Origin of the sequence: Micromonospora sp. C31 (genome assembly GCF_018070575.1) — a bacterium.
GTDB lineage: Bacteria > Actinomycetota > Actinomycetes > Mycobacteriales > Micromonosporaceae > Micromonospora.
In genome coordinates, this window is record NZ_JAGPXN010000003.1 from 165,895 (window position 1) to 189,645 (window position 23,751).

At 74.3% G+C, this 23,751-nt stretch carries 17 protein-coding genes and 1 pseudogene; 13 read left to right on the top strand and 5 right to left on the bottom strand.

Annotated features, from left to right (window positions below; genetic code table 11):
- Positions 1 to 25 precede the first annotated feature (25 nt).
- The 6 genes from KBX06_RS07385 (at position 26) to KBX06_RS07410 (ending at position 7,615) form a co-directional block, all read left to right on the top strand.
- Positions 26 to 3,547, top strand: coding sequence for an error-prone DNA polymerase (locus KBX06_RS07385; protein ID WP_374225586.1), 3,522 nt, complete (start codon positions 26 to 28; stop codon positions 3,545 to 3,547).
- 98 nt (positions 3,548 to 3,645) lie between these two features.
- Entirely contained in the window at positions 3,646 to 3,819 is a 174-nt protein-coding gene (locus KBX06_RS07390) for a hypothetical protein (protein WP_210833468.1), read from the top strand.
- A 61-nt stretch (positions 3,820 to 3,880) separates the two neighbouring features.
- Positions 3,881 to 4,645 carry a methyltransferase domain-containing protein gene (locus KBX06_RS07395; RefSeq protein WP_210833469.1) on the top strand — a complete coding sequence of 255 codons (765 nt, stop codon included), beginning with the start codon at positions 3,881 to 3,883 and terminating at the stop codon, positions 4,643 to 4,645.
- On the top strand, positions 4,597 to 5,793 hold the full coding sequence (locus KBX06_RS07400) for a nucleotide pyrophosphatase/phosphodiesterase family protein (protein ID WP_210833576.1): 1,197 nt from the start codon (positions 4,597 to 4,599) through the stop codon (positions 5,791 to 5,793). Before KBX06_RS07395 ends, KBX06_RS07400 begins: the two co-directional genes overlap by 49 nt.
- Positions 5,794 to 5,844: 51 nt before the next feature.
- A complete protein-coding gene (locus KBX06_RS07405) occupies positions 5,845 to 7,104 on the top strand; it encodes a DNA polymerase IV (RefSeq protein WP_210833470.1) in 1,260 nt (419 codons plus the stop codon).
- A 115-nt stretch (positions 7,105 to 7,219) separates the two neighbouring features.
- Positions 7,220 to 7,615, top strand: coding sequence for a DUF3040 domain-containing protein (locus tag KBX06_RS07410; protein ID WP_210833471.1), 396 nt, complete (start codon positions 7,220 to 7,222; stop codon positions 7,613 to 7,615).
- A gap of 275 nt (positions 7,616 to 7,890) precedes the next feature.
- On the opposite strand, the gene KBX06_RS07415 is transcribed toward KBX06_RS07410, so the two are convergent.
- From KBX06_RS07415 to KBX06_RS07425, 3 genes are read right to left on the bottom strand one after another with little or no spacing between them, the layout of a single operon-like run.
- Positions 7,891 to 10,356 (bottom strand): DUF3488 and transglutaminase-like domain-containing protein, encoded by a 2,466-nt coding sequence (locus tag KBX06_RS07415; protein WP_210833472.1) that lies wholly within the window; start codon positions 10,354 to 10,356, stop codon positions 7,891 to 7,893.
- Positions 10,357 to 10,372: 16 nt separating this feature from the next.
- Entirely contained in the window at positions 10,373 to 11,671 is a 1,299-nt protein-coding gene (locus tag KBX06_RS07420; RefSeq protein WP_210833473.1) for a DUF58 domain-containing protein, read from the bottom strand.
- A 1-nt stretch (position 11,672) separates the two neighbouring features.
- Positions 11,673 to 12,728 carry a MoxR family ATPase gene (locus tag KBX06_RS07425; RefSeq protein ID WP_210833474.1) on the bottom strand — a complete coding sequence of 352 codons (1,056 nt, stop codon included), beginning with the start codon at positions 12,726 to 12,728 and terminating at the stop codon, positions 11,673 to 11,675.
- Positions 12,729 to 13,016: 288 nt separating this feature from the next.
- Here KBX06_RS07425 and mbhE point away from each other — a divergent pair, with 288 nt between their 5' ends.
- The 7 genes and pseudogenes from mbhE to leuS all read left to right on the top strand — a co-directional run bounded on the left by mbhE (position 13,017) and on the right by leuS (position 21,821).
- Positions 13,017 to 15,755 (top strand): hydrogen gas-evolving membrane-bound hydrogenase subunit E, encoded by a 2,739-nt coding sequence (mbhE, locus tag KBX06_RS07430; RefSeq protein ID WP_210833475.1) that lies wholly within the window; start codon positions 13,017 to 13,019, stop codon positions 15,753 to 15,755.
- Positions 15,752 to 16,147, top strand: a complete 396-nt coding sequence (locus KBX06_RS07435; protein WP_210833476.1) for a sodium:proton antiporter — start codon at positions 15,752 to 15,754, stop codon at positions 16,145 to 16,147. The genes mbhE and KBX06_RS07435 overlap by 4 nt, the downstream gene beginning before the upstream one ends.
- A complete protein-coding gene (locus KBX06_RS07440; RefSeq protein ID WP_210833477.1) occupies positions 16,144 to 17,610 on the top strand; it encodes a monovalent cation/H+ antiporter subunit D family protein in 1,467 nt (488 codons plus the stop codon). Before KBX06_RS07435 ends, KBX06_RS07440 begins: the two co-directional genes overlap by 4 nt.
- Positions 17,607 to 18,014 carry a Na+/H+ antiporter subunit E gene (locus tag KBX06_RS07445; protein ID WP_210833478.1) on the top strand — a complete coding sequence of 136 codons (408 nt, stop codon included), beginning with the start codon at positions 17,607 to 17,609 and terminating at the stop codon, positions 18,012 to 18,014. The genes KBX06_RS07440 and KBX06_RS07445 overlap by 4 nt, the downstream gene beginning before the upstream one ends.
- A 4-nt stretch (positions 18,015 to 18,018) precedes the next feature.
- Positions 18,019 to 18,276: a monovalent cation/H+ antiporter complex subunit F gene (locus tag KBX06_RS07450; protein WP_210833479.1), complete on the top strand. Its 258-nt coding sequence runs from the start codon at positions 18,019 to 18,021 to the stop codon at positions 18,274 to 18,276.
- Positions 18,273 to 18,584: pseudogene (locus KBX06_RS27645) on the top strand (cation:proton antiporter); the annotation flags it as partial. The gene KBX06_RS07450 and the pseudogene KBX06_RS27645, both read left to right, overlap by 4 nt.
- Before the next feature lie 372 nt (positions 18,585 to 18,956).
- A complete protein-coding gene (gene leuS / locus KBX06_RS07460) occupies positions 18,957 to 21,821 on the top strand; it encodes a leucine--tRNA ligase (protein ID WP_210833480.1) in 2,865 nt (954 codons plus the stop codon).
- 134 nt (positions 21,822 to 21,955) lie between these two features.
- On the opposite strand, the gene KBX06_RS07465 is transcribed toward leuS, so the two are convergent.
- Positions 21,956 to 22,810: a hypothetical protein gene (locus KBX06_RS07465; RefSeq protein WP_210833481.1), complete on the bottom strand. Its 855-nt coding sequence runs from the start codon at positions 22,808 to 22,810 to the stop codon at positions 21,956 to 21,958.
- Positions 22,807 to 23,721, bottom strand: coding sequence for an ABC transporter ATP-binding protein (locus KBX06_RS07470; RefSeq protein WP_374225587.1), 915 nt, complete (start codon positions 23,719 to 23,721; stop codon positions 22,807 to 22,809). The genes KBX06_RS07465 and KBX06_RS07470 overlap by 4 nt, the downstream gene beginning before the upstream one ends.
- Positions 23,722 to 23,751 lie beyond the last annotated feature (30 nt).

The following is a 23,751-nucleotide window of genomic DNA, read 5'->3' on the forward strand; positions in this document are numbered from 1 at the left end:
CGGTCGTCGGTACGGAGGGGCTCCGGTGAGCTTCCACAACCCGAAGCTGCCCTGGTTGGAGCTGGAAAATCTGCTCTCCGGCCGGGGAGCAGGCACCGGACGATCAACCCCGAACCGGTCGGGTGCGGGCCCGGGTGGATCGGGTGCGGACCGGTGGAGTGAAGGCCGGTCGGGTGCGGGCCCGGGTGGATCGGGTTCGGGCCGGTCGGGTGAAGGACTGCCGGGGGAGGGGCTGGCCGGCGGGGCGGGCGGCCGGGTGCGCGACGAGCGGCACCTGCACGTGGTCGACCCGCTGGCCGTGGACGCCGACGGCGGCGACTCTCCCGCCTGGAGCCGCCGGCGGGAGCACTACCAGCCGCCCGAGGTGGCCCGTCCCGCCGACGCGGTGCCGTACGCCGAGCTGCACGCGCACACCAACTTCAGCTTCCTCGACGGTGCCAGCCACCCGGAGGAGCTGGCCGAGGAGGCGGCCCGGCTGGGACTCACCGCGCTGGCCGTCACCGATCACGACGGCTTCTACGGGGTGGTGCGCTTCGCCGAGGCGGCCCGCGCACTGCACCTGCCGACCGTCTTCGGCGCCGAACTCTCCCTGGACCTGCCCGGCCCGCAGAACGGCGAGCCCGACCCACTGGGGCGGCACCTGCTGCTGCTCGCCCACGGCCACGAGGGGTACGCCCGACTGGCGTCGACCATCGCCCGTGCCCAGTTGCGCGGCGGGGAGAAGGGCCGCCCGGTCTACGGCGACCTGGAGCAGGTCGCCGCCGAACTGCGCGACCACGTGCTGGTGCTCACCGGCTGCCGCAAGGGGCACGTGCCGTCGGCGCTGCTCACCGAGGGGATGGCCGCGGCGGCCCGCGAGCTGGAACGGCTCACCGCCCTGTTCGGCGCGGAGACGGTGGCGGTGGAGCTGACCGACCACGGGCATCCGGTCGACGCCGACCGCAACGACGCGCTCGCCGAGCTGGCGGCGGCGGCCGGCCTGCCCACGGTGGCCACCAACAACGTGCACTACGCCACCCCCGGCCGGCGGCGGCTGGCGACCACCGTGGCCGCCGTACGGGCCCGGCGCAGCCTGGACGAGATCGACGGCTGGCTGCCCGCGGCCGGCACCGCCCACCTGCGCGGCGGCGCCGAGATGGCGGCCCGGTTCGCCGCCTACCCCGGCGCGGTGGCGCGGGCCGCCGAGTTCGGCGCCGAGCTCGCCTTCGACCTCCAACTCGTCGCGCCCCGGTTGCCGGCGTACCCGGTGCCGCCCGGGCACACCGAGATGAGCTGGCTGCGCCACCTGACCCACGCCGGCGCCCGCGAGCGCTACGGCCCGCCCGAGGCGCACCCGAGGGCGTACGCGCAGCTCGACCACGAGCTGAACATGATCGAGGAGCTGGGCTTCCCCGGCTACTTCCTGGTGGTCTACGACATCGTCACGTTCTGCCGCGAGCAGGACATCTACTGCCAGGGGCGGGGCTCGGCGGCCAACTCGGCGGTCTGCTACGCGCTGCGGATCACCAACGTGGACGCCGTCCGGCACCGGCTGCTCTTCGAGCGCTTCCTCGCCCCGGAGCGCGACGGCCCGCCGGACATCGACGTGGACATCGAGTCCGACCGCCGCGAGGAGGTGATCCAGCACGTCTACGCCCGCTACGGCCGGGAGCACACCGCACAGGTCGCCAACGTCATCTCCTACCGGCCCCGCTCGGCGGTGCGCGACGTGGCCAAGGCGTTCGGGTTCTCGCCCGGCCAGCAGGACGCCTGGAGCAAGCAGATCGACCGCTGGGGTTCCGTGGCGTCCGTCGACGTGGCGGACATCCCCGAGCAGGTGGTCGCGTACGCCAACGAGTTGCAGACGTTTCCCCGGCACCTGGGCATCCACTCCGGCGGCATGGTGATCTGCGACCGGCCGGTGATCGAGGTGTGTCCGGTGGAGTGGGGGCGGATGCCGGGTCGCAGCGTGCTCCAGTGGGACAAGGACGACTGCGCCGCCGTCGGCCTGGTCAAGTTCGACCTGCTCGGGCTCGGCATGCTCTCCGCGCTGCACTACGGCTACGACATGATCGGGATGAGCCTGGACCTCGGCGACATGACGCTGGACGACCCCGAGGTCTACGACATGCTCTGCCGGGCCGACTCGGTCGGGGTGTTCCAGGTGGAGAGCCGCGCCCAGATGGCCACCCTGCCCCGGCTGAAGCCCCGCGAGTTCTACGACCTGGTGGTCGAGGTGGCACTGATCCGGCCCGGCCCGATCCAGGGCGGCTCGGTGCACCCGTACATCCGGCGCAAGAACGGTCAGGAGCCGGTGACCTACCCGCACCCGCTGATGCGCAACGCGCTGGAGAAGACCCTCGGCGTGCCGCTGTTCCAGGAGCAGCTGATGCAGCTCGCCATCGACCTGGCGGGCTTCGACGCGGCGGGGGCCGACCAGCTGCGCCGGGCGATGGGCGCCAAGCGTTCCGCCGAGCGGATGGCCCGCATCGCCGACCGGCTCTACGCGGGCATGGCCGGGCGGGGCATCACCGGCGAGCTGGCCGACGACGTCTACCGCAAGCTCTCCGCGTTCGCCAGCTACGGCTTCCCGGAGAGCCACGCGATGAGCTTCGCCTACCTGGTCTATGCCAGCTCCTGGCTCAAGCGCTACCACCCGGGGCCCTTCCTGGCCGCGCTGCTCAACGCCCAGCCGATGGGCTTCTACTCGCCGCAGACGCTGGTCGACGACGCCCGCCGGCACGGGGTGGAGGTGCGCCGGCCGGACATCAACGCCAGCGGCGCCATGGCGGTGCTGGAGTCCACCCCGCAGACCCGGTGGGGCAGCGCGCCGGGGGAGCCGCCGCACGCGTGGGGGCTGGACGGGCCGGCCGTGCGGCTCGGGCTCTCCGGCGTGCGTACCCTCGGCGACGGGGTGGCCGAGCGGATCGAGGCGGAACGGGCGGCGCGCGGGCCGTACCGCGACATGCCCGACCTGGCCCGGCGGGCCGGGCTGTCCGCCGCGCAGCTGGAGGCGCTGGCCACCGCGGACGCCTTCGCCTGCTTCGGGCTGTCCCGGCGGGAGGCCCTCTGGGCCGCCGGCGCGGCGGCCCAGGACCGGCCGGGCCGGCTGCCGGGCACGGTGACCGGCGCGACCGCGCCGACCCTGCCCGGGATGGAGGCGGTGGAGCGGCTGGTCGCCGACGTCTGGGCGACCGGGTTGTCGCCGGAGAGCCACCCGGTCAGCTTCATCCGGCCCCGGCTCGACGCCCTCGGCGCGGTGCCGATCGCCCGGCTCGGCCGGGTGGAGCCGGGTCGGCGTATCCGGGTCGGCGGGATCGTCACCCACCGGCAGCGGCCGGCGACCGCCGGCGGGGTCACCTTCCTCAACCTGGAGGACGAGACGGGGATGCTCAACGTCACCTGCTCCCCGGGCCTGTGGCAGCGCTACCGGCGGGTGGCCCGCACGAGCGCCGCACTGGTGGTGCGGGGGCGGTTGCAGCGGCACGAGGGAGTGATCAGCCTCACTGCCGACCGGCTGGACGCCATCGAACCGCCGGTCAGCCCGGCCTCGCGCGACTTCCGCTGACGGCAGTGATCCACATTACGGTTTTCCGCGCCCGATGGAGGGACACTCCAGCTCGCGCGGGCAGAGTGGCCCGCGCGAGCACGAGGGGACGAACGATCATGGGAAACAACGAGCGTAGCGGCGGGGTGGCGAACTCCCGGCGGACCCGGCTCAGCGCCGGTTGGACCCCGAGTCACCACACCGAGCCGCGCGAGTACGAGATCGTCGAGGGCCCGGTGGCCAACGCCCTGCGGTCGCGCGCCGAGGACGACGCCGCCGCCGGCGAGTCCTGACCTCCCGTCGTCGGCCAGCCGGCCGGGTCGCCTCAGGTGCGGCTCGGCACGGCTGGACCGGGTGACTAGGCTCGACCGGGTGGAGCAGACCCCAGGCCGGCTCGCCGGGCCGCCGCTGACCCCCCGTACCGCCGTGATCTGGTCGGTGCTGCGCGCCGAGCTGGAGCGCCGCCCCGGCACCGCGCTGACCGTGCTCGACGTCGGCGGCGGCACGGGCGGCTTCGCCGTGCCGCTGGCCCAGGCCGGGCACCGGGTCACCGTGGTCGACGCCAGTCCCGACGCGCTCGCCGCGTTGACCCGTCGGGCCGCCGACGCCGGCGTGGCCGAGCGGGTCCGCGCCGTGCAGGGCGACGGCGACGCGCTCGCCGGCCTGGTCGCGCCGGGCAGCGCCGACCTGGTGCTCTGCCACGCCGTGCTGGAGGTCGTCGACGACCCGGCGGCGGTGGTGTCGGCGGTGGCCGCCGCGCTGCGCCCGGGCGGCGCCGCGAGCGTGCTGGTCGCCGGCCGGGCCGCCGCGCTGCTCGGCCGGGCGATGAACGGGCACCTCGAGGTCGCCGCCACGCTGGCCGCCGACCCGGCCGGCACCGCCGGCCCCCGGGACACGCTGCGCCGGCGCTACGACGCCGACGGCGCCGCCGCGCTGCTCGGCGCCGCCGGGCTGGTCGTCGAGGAGATCCACGGCGTACGCGTGCTCGCCGACCTCCTCCCCGCCGCCGTGGCCGACGGCCAGCCGGCCGCCCTCGTCGAGTTGGAACGGGCCCTCGCCGCGCGGGCGCCCTGGCGGGACCTCGCCGCCCAACTGCACCTGTTCGCCCGCCGGCCGTGACCGACCCGCTGGAGACCGTCGGGCCGCGCTACGGCGACGCCAGTCTCGCCGACGTCCTGCCCGCCGCGCTCGCCGTGCTCGACGTGCCCGGGGCCACCGACCCGCTCGGGCTGCGTGCCGCGCTGCCCGGGGTGCGCCGGGTCGCGGTGCTGCTCGTCGACGGCCTCGGCTGGCACCAGATCCCGACCGCCGCGCCGTACGCGCCGACCCTGGCGGGGCTGGCCGCCACCGTCGGCCGGCCGCTGACCTCCGGTTTCCCGTCGACCACGCCGACCAGCCTGGTGACCCTCGGCACCGGCGCGGCCCCCGGCGCGCACGGCGTGCTCGGCTTCACGGTGCGGGTGCCGGGAACCGACCGGGTGCTCAACCACATCGAGTGGGCGGCCGACCCGGCGCCGCTGCGCTGGCAGCCGGTGCGTACCCAGCTCGAACGGGCCCGTGCCGCCGGGGTCGCGGTGACCGTGGTGAGCCGGCCGGAGTTCGGTGGCAGCGGGCTGACGCTGGCCGCCAACCGGGGCGGCGACTACCGCGGCGCGTCCGGCGTCGACGCGCTCGCCGAACGGATGCTCGCCGCCCTGGCCGCCGGGCCGGGGCCCACGCTGGTCTCCGGCTACCACCCCGACCTGGACCGGCACGGCCACCTCACGGGTGTCGACTCGGCACCCTGGCGCGTCGCCGCGGCCGAGGTGGACCGGCTGCTGGCCCGGCTCGTCGACGGGCTGCCGCCCGACGCCGCGCTGCTGGTCACCGCCGACCACGGCCAGCTCGACGTGCCGGCCGGGCACCGCTTCGACCTGGACACCGACCCCCGGCTGCGCGCCGGGCTGGAGGTGGTCGCCGGGGAGCCCCGGGTCCGCTACCTGCACGTCACCCCCGGCGCCCTGGACGACGTCGTGGCCACCTGGGCGGCGGTGCTCGGCGACGCGGCCCGGGTGCGTACCCGCGACGAGGTGGTGGCGGCCGGCTGGTTCGGCCCGGTGGCGGAGGAGCACCTGCTCCGCATCGGCGACGTGGTGGTGATCTGCAACGCCACGTACGCGGTGACCGCCTCCCGCTCCGAGCCGCCGGTGGTCTCCCGGCTGGTGGCGTACCACGGGGCGGACACGGCGGCCGAGATGACGATCCCGCTGCTGGTCGTACGCGGCTGACGCGCCGGCCCGCCGGGCGGGGATGTCGCAGGTGCGGACTAGCCTGCGGGGATGGGCCGCAGCCAGTCGTTGCCCCGGGGCGGCGATCCCCGGTTCGGGCCGGACGCCGACGACTCCGGCTGCCCGATCCTGCACGTCGACATGGACGCCTTCTTCGCCTCGGTGGAGGTCCGCCGCCGTCCGGAGCTGCGCGGTCGGCCCGTCGTGGTGGGCGGGACCGGCCCGCGCGGGGTGGTCAGCTCCGCCAGCTACGAGGCCCGGCGCTACGGGGTGCGCAGCGCCATGCCCACCGCGCGGGCGCGGGCGCTCTGCCCGCACGCGGTCTACCTGCCGCCCGACTTCACGCAGTACTCGGCGGCCTCCACGGCGGTCATGCAGATCTTCCGGGACGTCACTCCGCTGGTCGAGCCGCTCTCCCTGGACGAGGCGTTCCTCGACGTGGCCGGGGCCCGGCGGCTCTTCGGCCCGCCGGCCGCCATCGCCCGGCGCATCCGCGAGCGGGTCGCCGACGAGCAGAGGCTGACCTGCTCGGTCGGCGTCGCCCCGAGCAAGTTCGTGGCCAAGCTCGGCTCGACCCGCGCCAAGCCCGACGGCCTGCTCGTCGTCCCGGCCGCCCGGGTGCTCGACTTCCTGCACCCGCTGCCGGTGTCGGCCCTGTGGGGGGTGGGGGAGCGGTCCACCGAGACGCTGCGCCGGCTGGGTCTGGCCACGATCGGCGATCTCGCCGCGGCGCCGCCGGGCATGCTGCGCAAGGCGCTCGGCGAGGCGGCCGCCACCGGGCTGCACGAGCTGGCCTGGGGACGGGACCCGCGCCGGGTCAGTCCGGAGCACGTGGAGAAGTCGATCGGCGCCGAGGTGACCTTCGACGTCGACGTGGGTGACCCGCTGGAGATCCGCCGGGCGCTGCTCGCGCTCGCCGAGAAGGTCGGCGTCCGGCTGCGCCGGGCCGGGCAGGTCGGGCGCACCGTGTCGCTGAAGGTGCGGCTGGCCGACTTCCGCACCGTCAGCCGTTCCCGCACGGCCGGCACACCGACCGACGTCGCCAGGGAGATCTTCGACACCGTCTGGGCGCTCTACACCGCGCTCGACCCGGTCGAGCCCATCCGGCTCGTCGGCGTACGGGTCGAGGGGCTCGCCGCCGCGCAGGAGAGTCCGCGACAGCTCACCCTCGGTGCGCCCGAGCGGGGCTGGCGGGAGGCGGAGGCCGCCGCCGACGCCGCGGCTGCCCGTTTCGGGCGGTCCGTCATAGGTCCGGCCAGTCTGCTCGGGCGGCGCGAGGGGCGACGAAATGAAAATCCTCCCCGGCCGTAGGTCGTCCCGCTTTCCGACGCGCGGGGGCCCTCGTAGACTTGCGGGTAAGCAGCCGGTTGGCTGCCACGGTCTGTCGGCCCGACCGGGCCGACCAACGTGACCGGGGAGGAGTGCCGTGCCGCTCTCGGAGCACGAGCAGCGGCTGTTCGAGCAGATCGAGCGGTCGCTTGCCGAGGACCCCAAATTCGCCTCGGCCGTGCGCGCCAGCGATCCGCGCTTCCACGCGCGGCGTCGCCTGCTCGTCGCTGCCGGCGTGATGATCGTTGGGCTGGCGCTGTTGGTCTACGGCGCGGTGATCAAGACTCCGCCGCTGGCAGTGGCGGGTTTCGTCGTCATGCTGGGCTCGGCCGCGTTCGCGGTGCAGTCGCATCGTCGGTCGCAGTCACCCGACCTGCACGTCGTCGGCGGGACGACGAGTCGTCGTCGCCCCCGCGGTCGGTCGGGTCGCCGGCCCTCGATCCTGGATCGGATGGAGGACCGGTGGCGGCAGCGCCCGGAGGGGCACCGCTGAGCCTGGCCCGCCGCTGAGGCGGGCCGCCCCGACGAGTCGGCCGCCGGGACACCCCGGCGGCCCCTGACGATTCCGCACGTCCCCGGGCGCACGTCCCCGGGCGTGCCTCCCCGGGGTTTGGCTCCTCGTGGTCACCCGATCGTCCGGCCGGTCCCGGCACGCCGAGCCGGCCCCGACGGTCCGGTGTTAGGGGGTAGCCGGCGTCACGACGACACCTTCGCGAACGCGACGGGCCGGCAGGGGCGGGTGCCCCCACCGGCCCGTTCGTCCGTCGGTCAGCGGGCCACGCGGTCGGCCAGCAGGCGACGCGGGTTCCAGCGCAGCAACCGGTGCCGGGCCCGCCCGCCCGCCGCCACCAGCCGGGAGGACGCCTCGGCGGTGCCCGTGCGCCAGCGCAGCAGCACCGACGGCGGCAGCACCGCCGCCACCAGTCGGGTACGCCGGTCGGCCTGGGCGGCGAGCGTGGTGCGTACGACGCGCAGGGGCGGCAGGAGCTGCTCGCCGGTCAGCGGATCACGGGCGTAGCGGGCGCGTTCCTCGGCACGGCCGAGCAGGCGGACCGCCGTGACCGCCTCCGTGTCGGCCGCGAGCGACTCCCGGGACAGCCGGTCGGCGGTCGCCCGCGGGGTCTCCGTGCGGTCCACCCGCACCCGGTAGTCCACCAGCGTGTCGAGCAGCTCGTCCCAGGCGGCGTGCGCGTCCGCCCGCGCCCGCTCCGCGTCCGCCAGCACCACCATGCGCCGCCCGTGCGCGGGCGCGTCGCCGGCCGCCGCGGGGCGCACCGCCGTCGCGGCCGGGGTCGCCGGACCACTGCGCCGCCGGCGCAGGGCCGCGCGGCGCAGCGCCGGCAGGGCGAGCAGAACGAGCAGGGCCAGCACCGTGCCGGCGGCGTACCAGGGCCAGACCGGACCCTGCTCGACGGGGGCCCGGCCGTCGAGGGCCAGGCCGGAGTCGGCGTCCTCCTCTGGGCCCTCCGGCCTCGCCGGGCCGGCCGACGGGTCGGCGCCGCCGGGGGCACTCGACGGGCCGGCGGCCGGCGTCTCCTCCTCCGGGGCGTCGGTGTCCGGCGCCCAGGCCGAGCGGGTCGAGCCCTGCACGCCGTACGCCGGGGTGGCGTCGAAGGGCACCCAGCCCACCTGGTTGAAGTAGACCTCCGTCCAGGCGTGCAGGTTCCGGTTGGTCAGGGTGTACGTGCCGTTGCCGGAGTTGCTGCCGTTGGCGAAGCCGAACGCCACCCGCGCCGGAATGCCGGCGGCCCGGACCAGCCACGTCATCGCGGCGGCGTACTGCTGGCAGTAGCCGACCTTGTTGTCGAGGAAGTCGACGATCTCCTGCCCGCTGGTGCCACCCTTGGTGCTCAGCGAGTAGGTGAAGCCGTTGTCCGCCGAGAAGTGGTCGTAGATCGCCCGGACCTTGTCGTATTCGGTGTCCTTGCCCCGTACCAGCGTGGAGACCAGCTCCTCGACCTCGGACACCGGCGGCGGCGTGGGATGCAGGCGCCGTACGGCGTGGTCGGCCGGCAGCGGCTGGGACCGGCGCAGGGCGGCCGGCGTGTACGTCGAGCGCACGTAGTCGAACGCATACCGCTTGTCGCGGGAGCTGTCCCGGTTCGAGAAGATCACCTGGAGGCTCGGGTCGTACGCCCAGTTGCCGTTCAGGTCCTCGGTGCGCACCGGTTCGGGGTAGACCGGCAGCAGCGGCATGGTGAGGTTCTTCGTCACCTCGACCGAGGCCCGGTACGTCCGCTGCTCGACGCCCCGCGCGGACGGTTCCGGCAGGTCGTCGACGGGACGCCCGGTGGGCGTGCCCTCCCGGAAGCCGCGCGGCGTGAGCTTGTCTGCCACTCCGAAGCGCAGGTAGAAGGGCCGGGGCTCGTTGGTGGTGACCTTGACCAGGTCGGCGACCTCGGACTGGTTGAGTTGCCCGCTCAGCGCCGCGAACAGGTCGATCCTGCCGGTCCCGCCCTGCCCGGGGCGCCCGTTGCCGTTGCCGTTGCCCGAACCGGCGCCCAGCGTGTCGAGCAGCCCGCCGGTCATTCCCGGCACGGCCAGCGGCAGCACCACGGCCAGCGTCACCCCCACCGCCGCCAGCCGCCGGCCGGCGGCGGCCAGCGGCGAGGCCTCCCAGACGTCGACGTCGCGCCCGTCGCCGGTGAACCGCCGGCCGAACCGGCGGACCCGGTCGACGTTGTCGGTCACCAGCAGCCAGAGGAAGCCGGCGGCGCCGACGACGAACGGCACCGCCGGGACGCTGTCCACGTAGACCGCGACGGGCACCGAGTAGATCGCCAGCATCGGCAGGCCGGCCATCGCCGGCCGACGCAGCCCGACGGCGAGCACGTCGACCACCACGGCCACCCCGCCGACCCCGAGCACCGTGACGAACAACAACGGGTCGGTGTCGGGCACCTTGACGCCGTAGGAGCGCATGTCCTCCAGCGAGCTGTCGAGCAGCTCGCCGAAGTGCGTGAAGGTCGACGGGGTGGGCACGATGCCCAGCAGTTCGCCGCCGCCCGGGAAGAGCCAGGTCAGGGCCAGCGTCAGGCCGGCCAGCATGCCCAGCGCCTGGCCCCAGAGCGGAACCCGCGCCGCCCGGGCGAGCGCGGCGGCGGCGGCGACCACGGCCACCGCGATCGTCGCCTGGATCAGCCACGTCCAGCGCTCGAAGATGGCCGACAGCGGCGCGGCGGCGAGCAGCGTCGCCACGGCGGCCACGAAGCCCAGGTTCCGGTGGGCGGTCATGAGGGGACCCTTCCGTTCATCGCATGCCGCCCGCCACCGTCTCGGCCATGGCCGCCCGCAGCGCGAAGCCCTGCGAACCGCGGGACGCCTGCGGCCACAGCGCGGGCAGCAGCGTGCCGTGGTCGACCCCGATGACCCGCCAGCCGCTCTGCAACATGGCCAGCGCGGCGGCGCCGTGCGCGTGGTCGGCCTCGGCCCTGGCCTTGGCGGGCAGGCTGAGCCAGGTCGAGCTGTCGAGCAGGAAGCCGACGCAGGTGGCGCCGTTGCCCCGCAGCCCGGCCAGCAGCTCGGCCTCGGCCGTGCTCACCGAGCCGAACAGGCCGATGATCAGGCCGCCGTCCGACCGTTGCCGGACCCGCTGCACCAGGGTGGTCAGCTCGCCGGACTTGTCGAGCCGAACCTCGGCGAGATGGTCGAGGAGCACCCCGTCGCCGGTCGTCTCGGAGGCGTCCACGTCGGCGCCCGAGCCGGTGACCAGACGCAGCTTGTAGCCGGCCTGGCGCAGGTGCACCGCGATGCTCGCCGCGGCGGACACCGCCCACTCGAAGGAGGCCGTCGGCCCGTCGCCGCGGTGGCCGTACGCGCGGGTGTCGAGCACGACCGTGGCCCGGCTCTCCCAGGGCTGCTCCTCGCGGCGCACCATCAGCTCGCCGGTGCGCGCGGTGGACTTCCAGTGCACCCGGCGCAGGTCGTCGCCCATCCGGTACTCCCGGGTGGCGGCGTCGTCCTCGCCGTGCACCGCCACCGAGCGGGCCCGGCTGTCGCCGCTGCCGGCGTACTCGCCGGGCAGCCGCACCGAGGGCAGCGGGGTGACCTGCGGGATGACGATCAGGTGATCGGTGCTCGGGAAGGCGCGGCTCAGCTCGCACAATCCGAACGGGTCGGTCATCCGGACCACCAGCGGGCCCACCTCGTAGCGGCCGCGCACGTCGGCGCGCACCGTGTAGGCCACCGAGCTGGCCTGGTTGGCGCCGAGCCGCTCCAGCACCACCCGGGGCCGGCTGCCCAGCGCGTACGGCAGGCGGTCCTCCAGCAGCAGGGTGCCGGTGGGCAGTCGGGACATGTTCTGCAACCGCAGCACCACCCGGGAGCTCGCCCCGACCGGCACCCGGTGCGGGTCCAGCGACCGGGTGCAGGCCAGCTTGTAGCGGCTGCGCCCGACGTAGGCCGCGGCGAGCAGCGGCAGGACGGCCAGCAGCACGGCCACCCGGAGCAGGTCGTTCTCGCCCAGGATGCCGGCCGAGACCGCCGCCGCGACAGCGGCGGCGAGGAACGAACGGCCGCGGGTGGTCAGCCCTCGCAGCCCGTCGCGCACGTCACCGCCTCCGCGGCTCGTAGGTGGCTCGGCCGTTGCCCTCGCCCGTCGGGCGGGTGTCGTAGGGGGAGCGGCCGCGGTCGTGCGGCAACGGCAGCCGGTGCACCAGATCGGAGACGATCGCGTCGGTCGTGCGCCGGGCGAGCTGGGCGTCGGCGGTGGGGATGATCCGGTGTGCGAGCACCGGCACGGCCAGCACCTGGAGATCGTCGGGGAGGACGTAGTCGCGTCCCTCCAGGGCGGCCACCGCGCGGGCGGTGCGCAGCAGCTGCAGGGTGGCCCGGGGGGAGGCCCCGAGACGCAGGTCGGCGGACTCGCGGGTGGCGGTGACCAGGTCGATCGCGTACTGCTTGACGGCGTCGGCGACGTGCACCTGACGGACGTGGGCGATCAACTGCCGCACGGTGTTGGCGTCGGAGACCGACGACAGCTCGTCCAGCGGGTCGGTGGCGCCGTGCCCGTCGAGCATCGCCAGCTCGGCGCTCGGATCCGGGTAGCCCATCGCGATGCGGGCGGTGAACCGGTCGCGCTGCGCCTCCGGGAGGGGATAGGTGCCCTCCATCTCGATCGGGTTCTGCGTCGCGACGACCATGAACGGCGTCTGGAGGTGGTAGGTGACGCCGTCGACGGTGACCTGACGCTCCTCCATGCATTCCAACAGCGCGGACTGCGTCTTCGGCGAGGCGCGGTTGATCTCGTCGCCGACGACCAGGTTGGCGAAGACGGCCCCCGGTCGGAACTCGAAGTCGTGCGTCTCCTGGTTGTAGACGCTGACCCCCGTGACGTCGCTGGGCAGCAGGTCCGGGGTGAACTGGATGCGGCGCACGGAGCAGTCGATGGACCGGGCCAGGGCCTTGGCGAGCTTGGTCTTGCCGACTCCGGGCACGTCCTCGATGAGCAGGTGGCCCTCGGCGAGGAGGACGGCCAGGGCCAGCCGGACGGTGGCTGTCTTGCCCTCGATGACCTTCTCGATATTGGACACGATGGCTTCGCTGGCGGCGCGGAACTCGTCGTGCGGCAACAGGCCGCCCACCTCGTCCCAGGTCTGTTGTGTCACGGGCCTCCTCCTCGTCGCCGGACGGCAGCTCTGTATAGAGCAGCTGGACCCGCCGTAGGGTTCGCGACGCCGAGCCTCGTCCGCCGCAGAAATCTCACTGGTCTCTCAGGCTAACCATGTTTCTCGCCGTCGCCGACCCCTGCCGGTAGTCCGGCGGTTACGCCCGGGAAATTTCGCCGGTCGGGGGACGCATGTGCCCCTGCCGACCGGGTAGACGCCGCTCCTGATCCGGACGGGAGCGAACATGACCGACCCGGCGCCGCTGTCGGCCACCGACCGCCGCCCGGCATGATCCTGGCAGCCGTCCTCGTCTGGCAGGTCGTGCTCGCGGCCTGCGTACCCCTGCTGTCCCGTCGGCTGGGCCGCGACGCCGGCTATCCGTTGGCCGCCGGGTTCCTGCTGACGGCCGGGCTGCTGCTGCTCCCGCTCCCGGTGGTCCTCGCCGACCGGACGGTCACCGCCGACTGGCGGTGGCTGCCCTCGTTGGACGTCTCGGCCGCCCTGCGCATGGACGCCCTCGCCCTCGTGTTCGCCCTGCTGGTGCTCGGGGTGGGCGCCCTCATCCTGACCTACTGTCCGCGCTACCTGGGCCGCGAGGCGTCGCACACGCGCACGTACCTGCTGCTGACCCTCTTCGCGACCGCCATGCTCGGCCTGGTCCTCGCCAACGACCTGCTGGTCCTGTTCGTCTTCTGGGAACTGACGTCGGTGCTGTCCTTCGTGCTGATCGGGCAGGGCAGACCGGCCGCCGGGCCCCCGGCGGTGCGGGCGTTGCTGGTCACCTCGGGTGGCGGCCTGGCCCTGCTGGCCGCCGTCGTGGTCCTCACGCTCGAACTCGGCACCAGCGACCTCGGCCGCATCCTCGCCGAACCGGAGCGGCTGAAGGGCGGCCCCGCCTGGGCGGCCGGCGCGCTGGTGCTGGTCGCGGCCTTCACCAAGTCGGCGCAGGTGCCGTTCCACTTCTGGCTGCCCGGCGCCATGGTCGCGATCACCCCGGTCAGCGCCTATCTGCACGCGGCCACCATGGTCAAGGCCGGCATCTACCTGCTGATGCGGTTCTCCACCCTGTTCGGCGGTCAGCCCGCGTGGAAGCAGACGCTGCTCGTGGTCGGCCTGCTGACCGCGGTGCTCGGCGCCTTCCTGGCGTTGCGCCAGTACGACCTCAAGGCGCTGCTCGCGTACTCGACGGTGAGTCAGCTCGGGCTGATCGTCGGGGTCGTCGGGGTGGGCACCCCCGCCTCGGACGCGGCCGCGATCCTCTACACCGTCGCGCACGCGCTGTTCAAGGCGACGCTGTTCATGCTGGTCGGCATCATCGACCACGAGGCCGGCAGCCGGGACATCCGCAGGCTGTCCGGACTCCACCGGATCATGCCCGCGACGGCGGTGTTCACCGCCCTCGCCGCCGCCACCATGGCCGGCCTGCCGCCGACGATCGGCTTCGTCGGCAAGGAGGCGATCTTCGAGGCGCTGACCGAGGCGCACCACCCGCGCTGGACCGCGCCGTTGGCAGCCGGGCTCGGGGTGCTGGCCTCGGTGCTGACCTTCGCGTACGCGGCCCGACTGGTGCACGGCGTCTTCACCGGCCCGCTGCGCCAACAGGGGCTGCGACCGCCGCCGCTCGCCTTCGTCGCCCCCGCCGCGGTGGCCGCGGTGCTGGCCACCGCCCTGGGCCCCGCCGTCACCCTGCTCAGCCCGCTCGTCGAGCGCGCCGCGAACGACGCCCGGCCCCAGGGCGACCCGCCGTACCTGGCGTTCTGGCACGGCTTCACCCCGGCCCTCGGGCTCTCCGCGCTCACCGTCGGGCTCGGGACGCTGCTCTTCGTCTTCCGCGCCCGGGCCGACCGGCTGCTGCGCCGCCTGCCCACCTCCACCCCCTTCGCCGTCTGGTTCGAGGCCGGCCGCGCGCGACTGCTGCGCCTCGGCGCACTGGTCGCCCGACCGGCCCGGGCCGCCGGCCCGGCGACGTTCCTGCTCCGGCCGGTGCTCGCCGTGCCGCTGCTGGCCGTGGTGGCGGCGGTCGGACTCGGCCCGCTGCCGCCGCCGGTGGGCGACGCGACCCGCCCCGGCGACGCGGTGCTGCTGGTGCTGCTCGTGGTGACCCTGGCCGGGCTGGTCACGGTCCGCTCGGCGTTGGGGGCGGTCGGCCTCACCGGCACGGTCGGACTCCTGCTGTCCGTCTGGTTCGTGACCGCCGGGGCGCCCGACGTCGCGCTGACGCTGATGCTGGTCGAGGTGCTCACCACCATCGTGGTGATGCTGGTGCTGCGACGCCGCCCGCCGCGTCTGCCCCCGGGCGGCGCACCGCGTGCCCTGCTGGCCGGCGCGGTGCTGGCCGGCGCGACCGGGCTGGCAGCGGCGGCCGGCACGGCGGCGTTGACCGGCCGCCGTGACCTGTCCGCCCCCGGCGGCTTCCTGCTGGCCGAGGCGGCCCCGATCACCGGCGGGAGCAACGTGGTCAACACGATCCTGGTGGAGTTCCGCGCGCTGGACACGCTCGGCGAGTCGGTGGTCCTGGCGGTCGTGGCGCTGGGGCTGGTCTCGCTCTCCGACCGGGTCGCCCGAGCGGGGCGGGAGACCCCGGCCGGCCCCGCCGACCCGGTTCTGGTGTTCGCCCACCGGCTGCTCGCCCCGGTGATGCTGGTGGTGTCTGGTCTGCTCTTCGTACGCGGGCACGAGGAGATCGGTGGCGGGTTCATCGGTGCCCTGCTGGCCGGGACCGCCGTCGGGCTGGGCCACCTCGCGTACGCCGGCAGCCCGGCGCCCCTGCTGGGCCGGCTGCGGACCCGGCCCCTGCTGGTGGCGGGGCTGCTGCTCTGCCTCGGCGTGGGGCTGGCGGCGTTGCCGCTGGGCCGCCCGCTTCTCACCCTCGGCAAGGTCGGTCTGCCCGGCGGGGCGGCGCTGCCGTTCTCCACCAGCCTGCTGTTCGACCTCGGGGTCTACCTGATCGTCCTCGGGCTGATCGTGGCGGCGGTGCGCCGGCTCGACGTGCCGACCCGACCGGCCGCGACGGGAGAGCGCAGGTGAGCGCCGCCGTCGCCGTCGGCGTACTGGTGGCCGCCGCGGTCCACCTGCTGCTCCAGCGCGGCCAACTCCGGGTGATCCTCGGCTTCGTCCTGCTCGGGCACGCGGTCAACGTGCTGCTGCTCTCCGCCGGCGGGCTGGACCGGCGTGCACCCGCCTTCGACGGCGCCGGCGCGGAGGTGGCGGACCCGCTGCCGCAGGCGTTCGCGCTCACCGCCATCGTGATCAGCTTCGGCATCACGCTCTACCTGCTCGGTCTGCTCAGCGCGGACGGCCCGACCGGCGGCGGCGAGAAGGAGACCGGCGACGGTCCCTCCGCCACCGCGGGCGGCGAGGGGGAGACCGGCGGCGGTCCCTCCGCCACCGAGCGCGGCGCGGGCGGGGGAGAACGGTGAGCCGCCTGCTGGTTCTGCCGTTCGCCGCTCCGCTGCTGACCGCCGCGCTGCTGCTCGCCGTACCCCGGCGACGGACGGCGCACCGGCTGGCCGGTCTCGCCGTGACCGCCGCCGTCCTCGTCCTGGCCGTGGCGCTGCTGGTGGTCACCCGGGACGGCACGGTGCCGGTCGAGCGGATCGGCGGCTGGCATCCCCTGGTGGCGATCGGGTTCGCGGCCGACGCGTTCAGCGCGCTGATGGTCACCGTCTGCGCGGTGGTGGTGCTGGCCTGCCTCGCCACGACCGCCGCATCCGGCGACGACCACGATCCACTGTTCGTGCCGCTGGTCCTCGTGCTCTCGGCCGGCGCCTACGGCGCGTTCCTCACCGCCGACCTGTTCAACCTGTTCGTGCTGGTCGAGGTCATGCTGGTGCCGTCCTACGCGCTCGCCGCGCTGGGCGGCGGCGCCACCCGGCTCGGCGCCGCCCGGGTCTACGTGGCGATGAACCTGCTCGCCTCCACCATCCTGCTGGCCGGCGTCGGGCTGGTCTACGGGGTGACCGGCACGGTGCAGTTCGGTGACCTGGCGGCCGCCGCGCGTACCTCGCCCACGGTGGCCGTGGCCGCCGGCGTCGTGCTGCTGGCGCTGGCGGTCAAGAGCGCCGTCGTGCCCTGGCACGACTGGCTGCCCAGGACCTACCCCGAGGCGCCGCCCGTGGTGCTCGCGCTCTTCTCCGGGCTGCTCACCAAGGTCGGCCTCTACGCCCTGATCCGGGTCTACGCCGTCGTGTACGACGGCGATCCGGCGTACCACGGGGTGATCGCCGCGGCCGCGTTGCTCAGCATGGTGGTGGGCGTGTTCGGCGCGCTCGGCGAGGCCACCATGCGCCGGGTGCTCACCTTCCACATGGTCAGCCAGATCGGGTACGTCCTGCTGGGACTGGCCCTGTTCACGGCCGCGAGCCTCGCCGCGGCGGTCTTCTACCTGGTGCAGTACATCCTGGTGAAGACGGCGCTGTTCCTCTGCGCCGCGGCGGTGCACGCCGGCCACCGGACGGATCGGCTGGACCGGCTGAGCGGCCTGTCCACCGCCCAGCCCGTGCTGGCACTGGCCTTCGCCGGCGCCGCGCTCTCCCTGGCCGGGCTCCCACCGTTCTCCGGGTTCGTGGCGAAGTTCCTGCTGATCAGGGCGGTGGGCGACGCCGGGCAGTGGGTGGCGGTGACGGTGGCCGTCGGCGTCAGCCTGCTCACGCTGGCCTCGATGCTCAAGATCTGGGGAGGGGCGTTCTGGGGGGAGCCGCCCGCCCCGGACGAGGTCGCCGCGACCCGCGTGCCGGCCCGGACGGTGCTGCCGGCGTTGACCCTGGCGGTCGTGTCGTTGCTGCTCGGCCCGGTGGCGCAACCCCTGCTCGGGCTCGCCGACACGGCGGCGGCCGGTCTGCTCGACCCCGACGCCTATCTGCGGGCGGTGAGCGGCCGGTGAGCGTGCACGGGGGGCGGCGGGCGGTGGTGCGGGCCGGGCGGATCCTGCGCTTCCTCGGATGGTTCGTCGCCCGCCTGGTGGTGGCCAACCTGGTGGTCGCCCGGGAGATCCTGACCCCGGGTTGGCGGCTGCGCCCGGCGATCGTCCGGGTGCCGCTGCCCGGGGCGAGCAGCACCGAGCTGGTGCTGACGGTGCTTCTCGTCGGGCTGACCCCGGGCACCCTCGCGGTGGCGGTCCGGACGACCCCGCCGGTGCTCTTCGTGCACGGCATGTACGCCGAGGACCCGCACGCGTTCCGCCGGGAGGTCGTCGAACTGCAACGGAAGCTGCTGTCGGCCGTCCGTCCCGCCGGTAGGCAGCCGACCGGACCCGCACCCGCGGCCGGCGACGCGGATGGGAGGTGAGCACGTGTTCCTGCTCGACGTGGTGCTCGTCGTGCTCGCGCTGTCGGCGCTGCCGGTGATCTGGCGGCTGGCCGTCGGCCCGACGGACGCGGACCGGGCGGCTGCCCTCGACCTGGGCTTCTTCGTCGTCCTGGCCGCGGTGGCCGTGCTGGCCGCCCGGCTGGACTTCCCGGCCCTGCTGGACCTGGTGCTGACCGGCACCCTGGTGGCCTTCCTGGCCACGGTCGCCCTGGCCCGCCTGGTGCACCGGCGGTCGCGCTGATGCGCACCGTGCTGGCGGCGATTCCGCTGCTCGTGGGCACCGGGCTGATCGCGGTCAGTGCCCTTGGCCTGCTCCGGTTGCCGGATGTCTACAACCGGATGAACGCGGTGGCCAAGGCGGCGAGCCTGGGCATGGTGTGCGTGCTGGCGGGGGTGCTGGTGCTGGTGTTCGACGCGCGCAGCGCGGTGGTGGTGGCCGTGGCGGTCGGCCTGCAACTCATCAGCGCGCCCGTGGGCGGCTACGCGCTGGCCGTGGCGTCCTACCGGGCGGGCAGCCCGTTGGCCGCGCTGACCCGCTACGACGACCTCGCCGACGCCGACGCCGACGCCGACGCCGACGCCGACACCGACGCCGACGCCGACGCCGACGCCGACACCGACACCGACACCGACGTCCGGTCGTCCTCGGACGGTGGGTCGCCCTCCGACGCCGGAGGCGACCGGTCGGGCGGACCCGTGGGTGGCGGACCCGCGGGTGGGTAACCGTCTCGCCGTCGCCATCGACCCGGCGGTAGACTGCGGGTCATGTCCGTGGCCGGTCTGCTTCTTACCGAGCCGTGTTGACGCGCTGATCCGCGACAGCACGGCCGCCCCTCCTGCGCGAGGGGCTTTTTTGTGCCTGCCGGACGAGACCGACCCGCATCCCGCGGTACGACGAACAGCGGATCGAGGAGAGACGCCATGAGTGAGGCAGCCGCACCGGCCAGTGACGTGCCACCCTTCCGGTACACGGCCGCTCTGGCCGAGGAGATCGAGCAGCGCTGGCAGGACGTCTGGGCGCGGGAGGGGACGTTCCACGCCCCGAACCCGACCGGCCCGCTGGCCGACCCCGGTCACCCCCGCGCCGGGGCGGAGAAGCTGTACGTCCTGGACATGTTCCCGTACCCGTCGGGCGCGGGACTGCACGTCGGGCACCCCCTGGGCTACATCGGCACCGACTGCTTCGCCCGCTACCAGCGGATGGCGGGGCGCAACGTGCTGCACGCGATGGGCTTCGACGCGTTCGGCCTGCCCGCCGAGCAGTACGCGGTGCAGACCGGCACCCACCCCCGGACCACGACCGTGGCCAACATCGAGCGCTACAAGGCGCAACTGCGCCGGCTGGGCCTGGCCCACGACGAGCGCCGCTCGGTGGCCACCATCGACACCGACTTCTACCGCTGGACGCAGTGGATCTTCCTGCAGGTCTACAACTCCTGGTACGACACGGGGGCGAAGCGGGCCCGCCCGATCGCCGAGCTGATCGCCGAGTTCGAGGGCGGCAATCGGCCGACCCCCGACGGGCGGGCGTGGGCGGAACTGTCCGTCACCGAGCGCCGGGCCGTCGTCGACGGCCACCGGCTGGCGTACGTCTCGCAGGCGCCGGTCAACTGGTGCCCGGGGCTGGGCACGGTGCTGGCCAACGAGGAGGTCACCGCCGACGGCCGTTCCGAGCGGGGCAACTTCCCGGTCTTCAAGCGCAACCTGAAGCAGTGGATGATGCGGATCACCGCGTACGGCGACCGGCTGCTGGACGACCTGGACACCCTGGACTGGCCCGAGCCGATCAAGCTGATGCAGCGCAACTGGATCGGTCGCTCCACCGGCGCGCACATCTTCTTCCCCACCTCGACCAGTGATTCCGGTCCTGCGGGCGAAGCCCGCCTCACTGTTTTCACCACCCGGCCGGACACGATCTTCGGCGCCACCTACATGGTGCTGGCCCCCGAGCACGAGCTGGTCGACGCGCTGGCGCCGGCCGCCTGGCCCGAGGGGACGAAGGACGCCTGGACCGGCGGGCACGCCGACCCGCGCGCGGCCGTGGAGGCGTACCGCAAGGCGGCGGCGGCCAAGACCGACGTCGAGCGGCAGGCCGACACGAAGGAGAAGACCGGCGTCTTCGTCGGGGCGTACGCCACCAACCCGGTCACCGGGGGGCGGGTCCCGGTCTTCATCGCCGACTACGTGCTGGCCGGCTACGGCACCGGCGCGATCATGGCGGTGCCCGGCCAGGACGAGCGGGACTGGGCGTTCGCCGAGGTCTTCGAGCTGCCGATCGTGCGTACCGTGCAGCCGGCGGAGGGCTTCGCCGGCAAGGCGTACACCGGGGACGGCCCGGCGATCAACAGCGCCGCGCCCGAGCGCGGCCTGGACCTGGACGGCCTGGGGGTGGCCGAGGCCAAGGCCCGGATCATCGGGTGGCTGGAGGCCAACGGGCACGGCACCGGCGCGGTGACCTACCGGCTGCGCGACTGGCTGTTCAGCCGGCAGCGCTACTGGGGCGAGCCGTTCCCCATCGTGTACGACGAGACCGGGGCCGCCATCGCGCTGCCAGAGGAGATGCTGCCGGTCGAGCTGCCCGAGGTGGACGACTTCTCGCCGCGCACGTTCGACCCGCAGGACGCCGACAGCGACCCGGAGACGCCGCTGTCGCGCCGGCGCGACTGGGTCGAGGTGGAGCTGGACCTGGGCGACGGCCCGAAGCGCTACACCCGCGAGACCAACGTGATGCCGCAGTGGGCCGGCTCCTGCTGGTACGAGCTGCGCTACCTGGACCCGACGAACTCGCAGCGCTTCGTCGACGCGGAGAACGAGGCGTACTGGATGGGGCCGCGCGGCGAGGGTGACTGCGGTGGCACCGACCTGTACGTCGGTGGTGCCGAACACGCCGTGCTGCACCTGCTGTACGCGCGGTTCTGGCACAAGGTGCTGTACGACCTGGGCCACGTGTCGTCGTTCGAACCGTTCCGCAAGCTGTTCAACCAGGGCTACATCCAGGCGTACGCGTACACCGACGCCCGGGGCGCCTACGTGCCGGCCGAGGAGGTCACCGAGCGCGACGGTGGCTTCTACCTGGGCGACACCCAGGTCAACCGCGAGTACGGCAAGATGGGCAAGTCCCTGAGGAACGTGGTCACGCCGGACGAGATGTGCGCCGCGTACGGGGCGGACACGTTCCGCGTCTACGAGATGTCGATGGGCCCGCTGGAGGTGTCCCGCCCGTGGGAGACCCGGGCGGTGGTCGGGTCGTACCGGTTCCTGCAGCGGGTCTGGCGGGCGGTCGTCGACGAGCAGACCGGCGCGCTGCGGGTCACCGACGCGCCCGCCGACGACGCGACCCGGCGGCTGCTGCACAAGGTGGTCGACGGGGTCCGCGGCGACATGGAGGCGATCCGGTTCAACACCGCGATCGCCAAGCTGATCGAGCTGACCAACGGGCTGACCCGGCTGGCGGAGACCCCGCGCGAGGTGGCCGAACCGCTGGTGCTGATGCTGGCGCCGTTCGCCCCGCACGTCGCCGAGGAACTGTGGCGCCGGCTGGGGCACGACACCTCCCTGACGTACGCGGACTTCCCGACCGCCGACCCGGCGCTGCTGGTGGCGGAGACGGTGACGTACCCGGTGCAGATCAACGGCAAGGTGCGCGGCCGGGTCGAGGTCCCCGCCGACGCGTCCGAGGAGACCGTCCGCGCGGCGGCCCTGGAGGCGGTGGCCGGCCCGCTGGCCGGCAAGGAACCCCGCAAGGTCATCGTGATCAAGGACCGCATGGTCTCCGTCGTCGCCTGACCCAGGTGTACGGACTGAGGTGTAAGGAAGGGCCCCCTCCTATCGCATCTTGTATAGGAGGGGGCCCTTCCTTACACCCGGTCGATCCGGACCGCACCGGATCGCACCGCACCGGGAGTCGGTGGGGCGGGCGGTTACGGGTCGCGGCGGTGGGTCAGGGTGACGGCGGCGAGGGTCGCGGCCGCGGACCAGGCGGCCAGGGTGAGCCAGGACCCGGTGACGGTGGCCGGGTACGGGTCCCGGTTGACGACGTCGGGATGCACCTCGATCAGTCGTAGCCAGGCGGTGAGGGGCAGGGCGTTGTACGCCTCGGCGATCCACCGGTGCTCGTCGCTGTCCACCGTCATCGGCACCAGCACAAGCACCGACGTGGCCGCGGCCACGGCCCCGGCGGCGTGTCGGGTGAGCGCGCCCAGACCCATCCCGACCAGCGCGCACACGGGCACCAGCACGGCGCTCGCCGCGACGGCGCGCAGCACGCCCGGCTCGCCGATCGACCAGCCGGCGCCCCGGTCGGCGAGGATCGCCTGGGACACCCAGAACGAGGTCGCCGCGGTGACCGTGCCGAACACGAGCATGACCCCGGCCAGTACGGCGGCCTTCGCCGCGACCACCGCGCGGCGGGCCGGGACGGCGGCGAACGTGGCCCGGATCAGCCCGCTCTGGTGCTCGCCGACGATCGTCAGGGCGCCGATGGTGGCCGAGACGAGGATCAGCACCAGATAGCCGACCTCGGGGAAGGCATCGCGCACCGGCCCGTACAGGTGGAACATCTCCCGGCGCCCCTGCGGGTATCCCGGCCAGTTCCGGTGGTCGGCGAGGCTGGCGTTGACGCTGACCCCGACCACGAACAGGAAGACCAGCGGCAGCGTCCAGCGGGTCGAGCGCAGCGACCAGAGTTTGATCCACTCGGCGGCCAGCAGGTCGCGGAACCGGGCCGGCGCCCCGGTCACGGTCGGTCGGCGGGTCGGCTGGGTCACGGCGGTCATCGGGTCCCCTTCCCGGCGAGATACTCGACGCTGTCGGCGGTGAGTGCCATGAAGGCCTCCTCCAGCGAGGCGGTACGGGTGGTCAGTTCGTGCAGCCCGACGCCGTGGGCGAGCGCGAGGTCGCCGATCCGCGCGGCCGTCAGGCCGGTCACGACGAGCGCCCCGGCGTCGTCCGGTCGGACGTGCGCGCCCTCGGCCGTGAGTACGGCGGACAGCGTCGCCCGGTCGGGCGTACGGACGGTCACGGCGGCCCGGGTGCTCCCGGCGGCGAACTCGGCGAGGCTCTGCTCGGCGATCAGCCGGCCCCGGCCAATCACCACGAGCCGGTCGACACAGTTCTGCATCTCGCTCATCAGGTGGCTGGAGACGAAGACCGTGCGCCCCTCGGCAGCCAGCCGCCGGAACAGGTCCCGTACCCACCGCACCCCCTCTGGGTCGAGGCCGTTGAACGGCTCGTCGAAGAGAAGTACGGGCGGGTCCCCGAGCAGCGCGGCGGCGATCCCGAGCCGTTGCCGCATGCCGAGCGAGAAGCCGCCGATGCGCCGCCGGGCGACGGCCGACAGCCCCACCTCCCGCAGCACCTCGTCGACCCGGGCGCGCGCGATGCCGTTGCTGCGGGCCAGGGCCGACAGGTGCGCGACGGCGCTGCGCCCGCCGTGCACGTCCCCGGCGTCGAGCAACGCGCCGGCGTGGCGCAGCCCGCGTGGCCGGTCGGCGAAGCGGACCCCGTCCACCGTGACGGTGCCGCTGGTCGGCGCGGTGAGTCCGATGATCATCCGCAGCGTGGTGGACTTGCCGGCCCCGTTGGGGCCGAGGAACCCGGTCACGTGGCCGGGGCGCACGGTCAGGGTGAGGTCGTCGACGGCCGTCGTGCGGCCGTACCGTCTCGTCAGGGCGTTGAGTTCGATCACTCCACCCACGCTGCCGGGCGGGGGGCGGCG

Bases quoted from the DNA above. Each gene is read 5' to 3' on its own strand.
- leuS (WP_210833480.1), top strand. From the start codon at position 18,957: ATGAGTGAGGCAGCCGCACCGGCCAGTGACGTGCCACCCTTCCGGTAC.
- KBX06_RS07405 (WP_210833470.1), top strand. From the start codon at position 5,845: ATGGGCCGCAGCCAGTCGTTGCCCCGGGGCGGCGATCCCCGGTTCGGG.
- KBX06_RS07390 (WP_210833468.1), top strand. From the start codon at position 3,646: ATGGGAAACAACGAGCGTAGCGGCGGGGTGGCGAACTCCCGGCGGACC.
- KBX06_RS07465 (WP_210833481.1), bottom strand. From the start codon at position 22,810: ATGACCGCCGTGACCCAGCCGACCCGCCGACCGACCGTGACCGGGGCG.
- KBX06_RS07415 (WP_210833472.1), bottom strand. From the start codon at position 10,356: ATGACCGCCCACCGGAACCTGGGCTTCGTGGCCGCCGTGGCGACGCTG.
- mbhE (WP_210833475.1), top strand. From the start codon at position 13,017: ATGATCCTGGCAGCCGTCCTCGTCTGGCAGGTCGTGCTCGCGGCCTGC.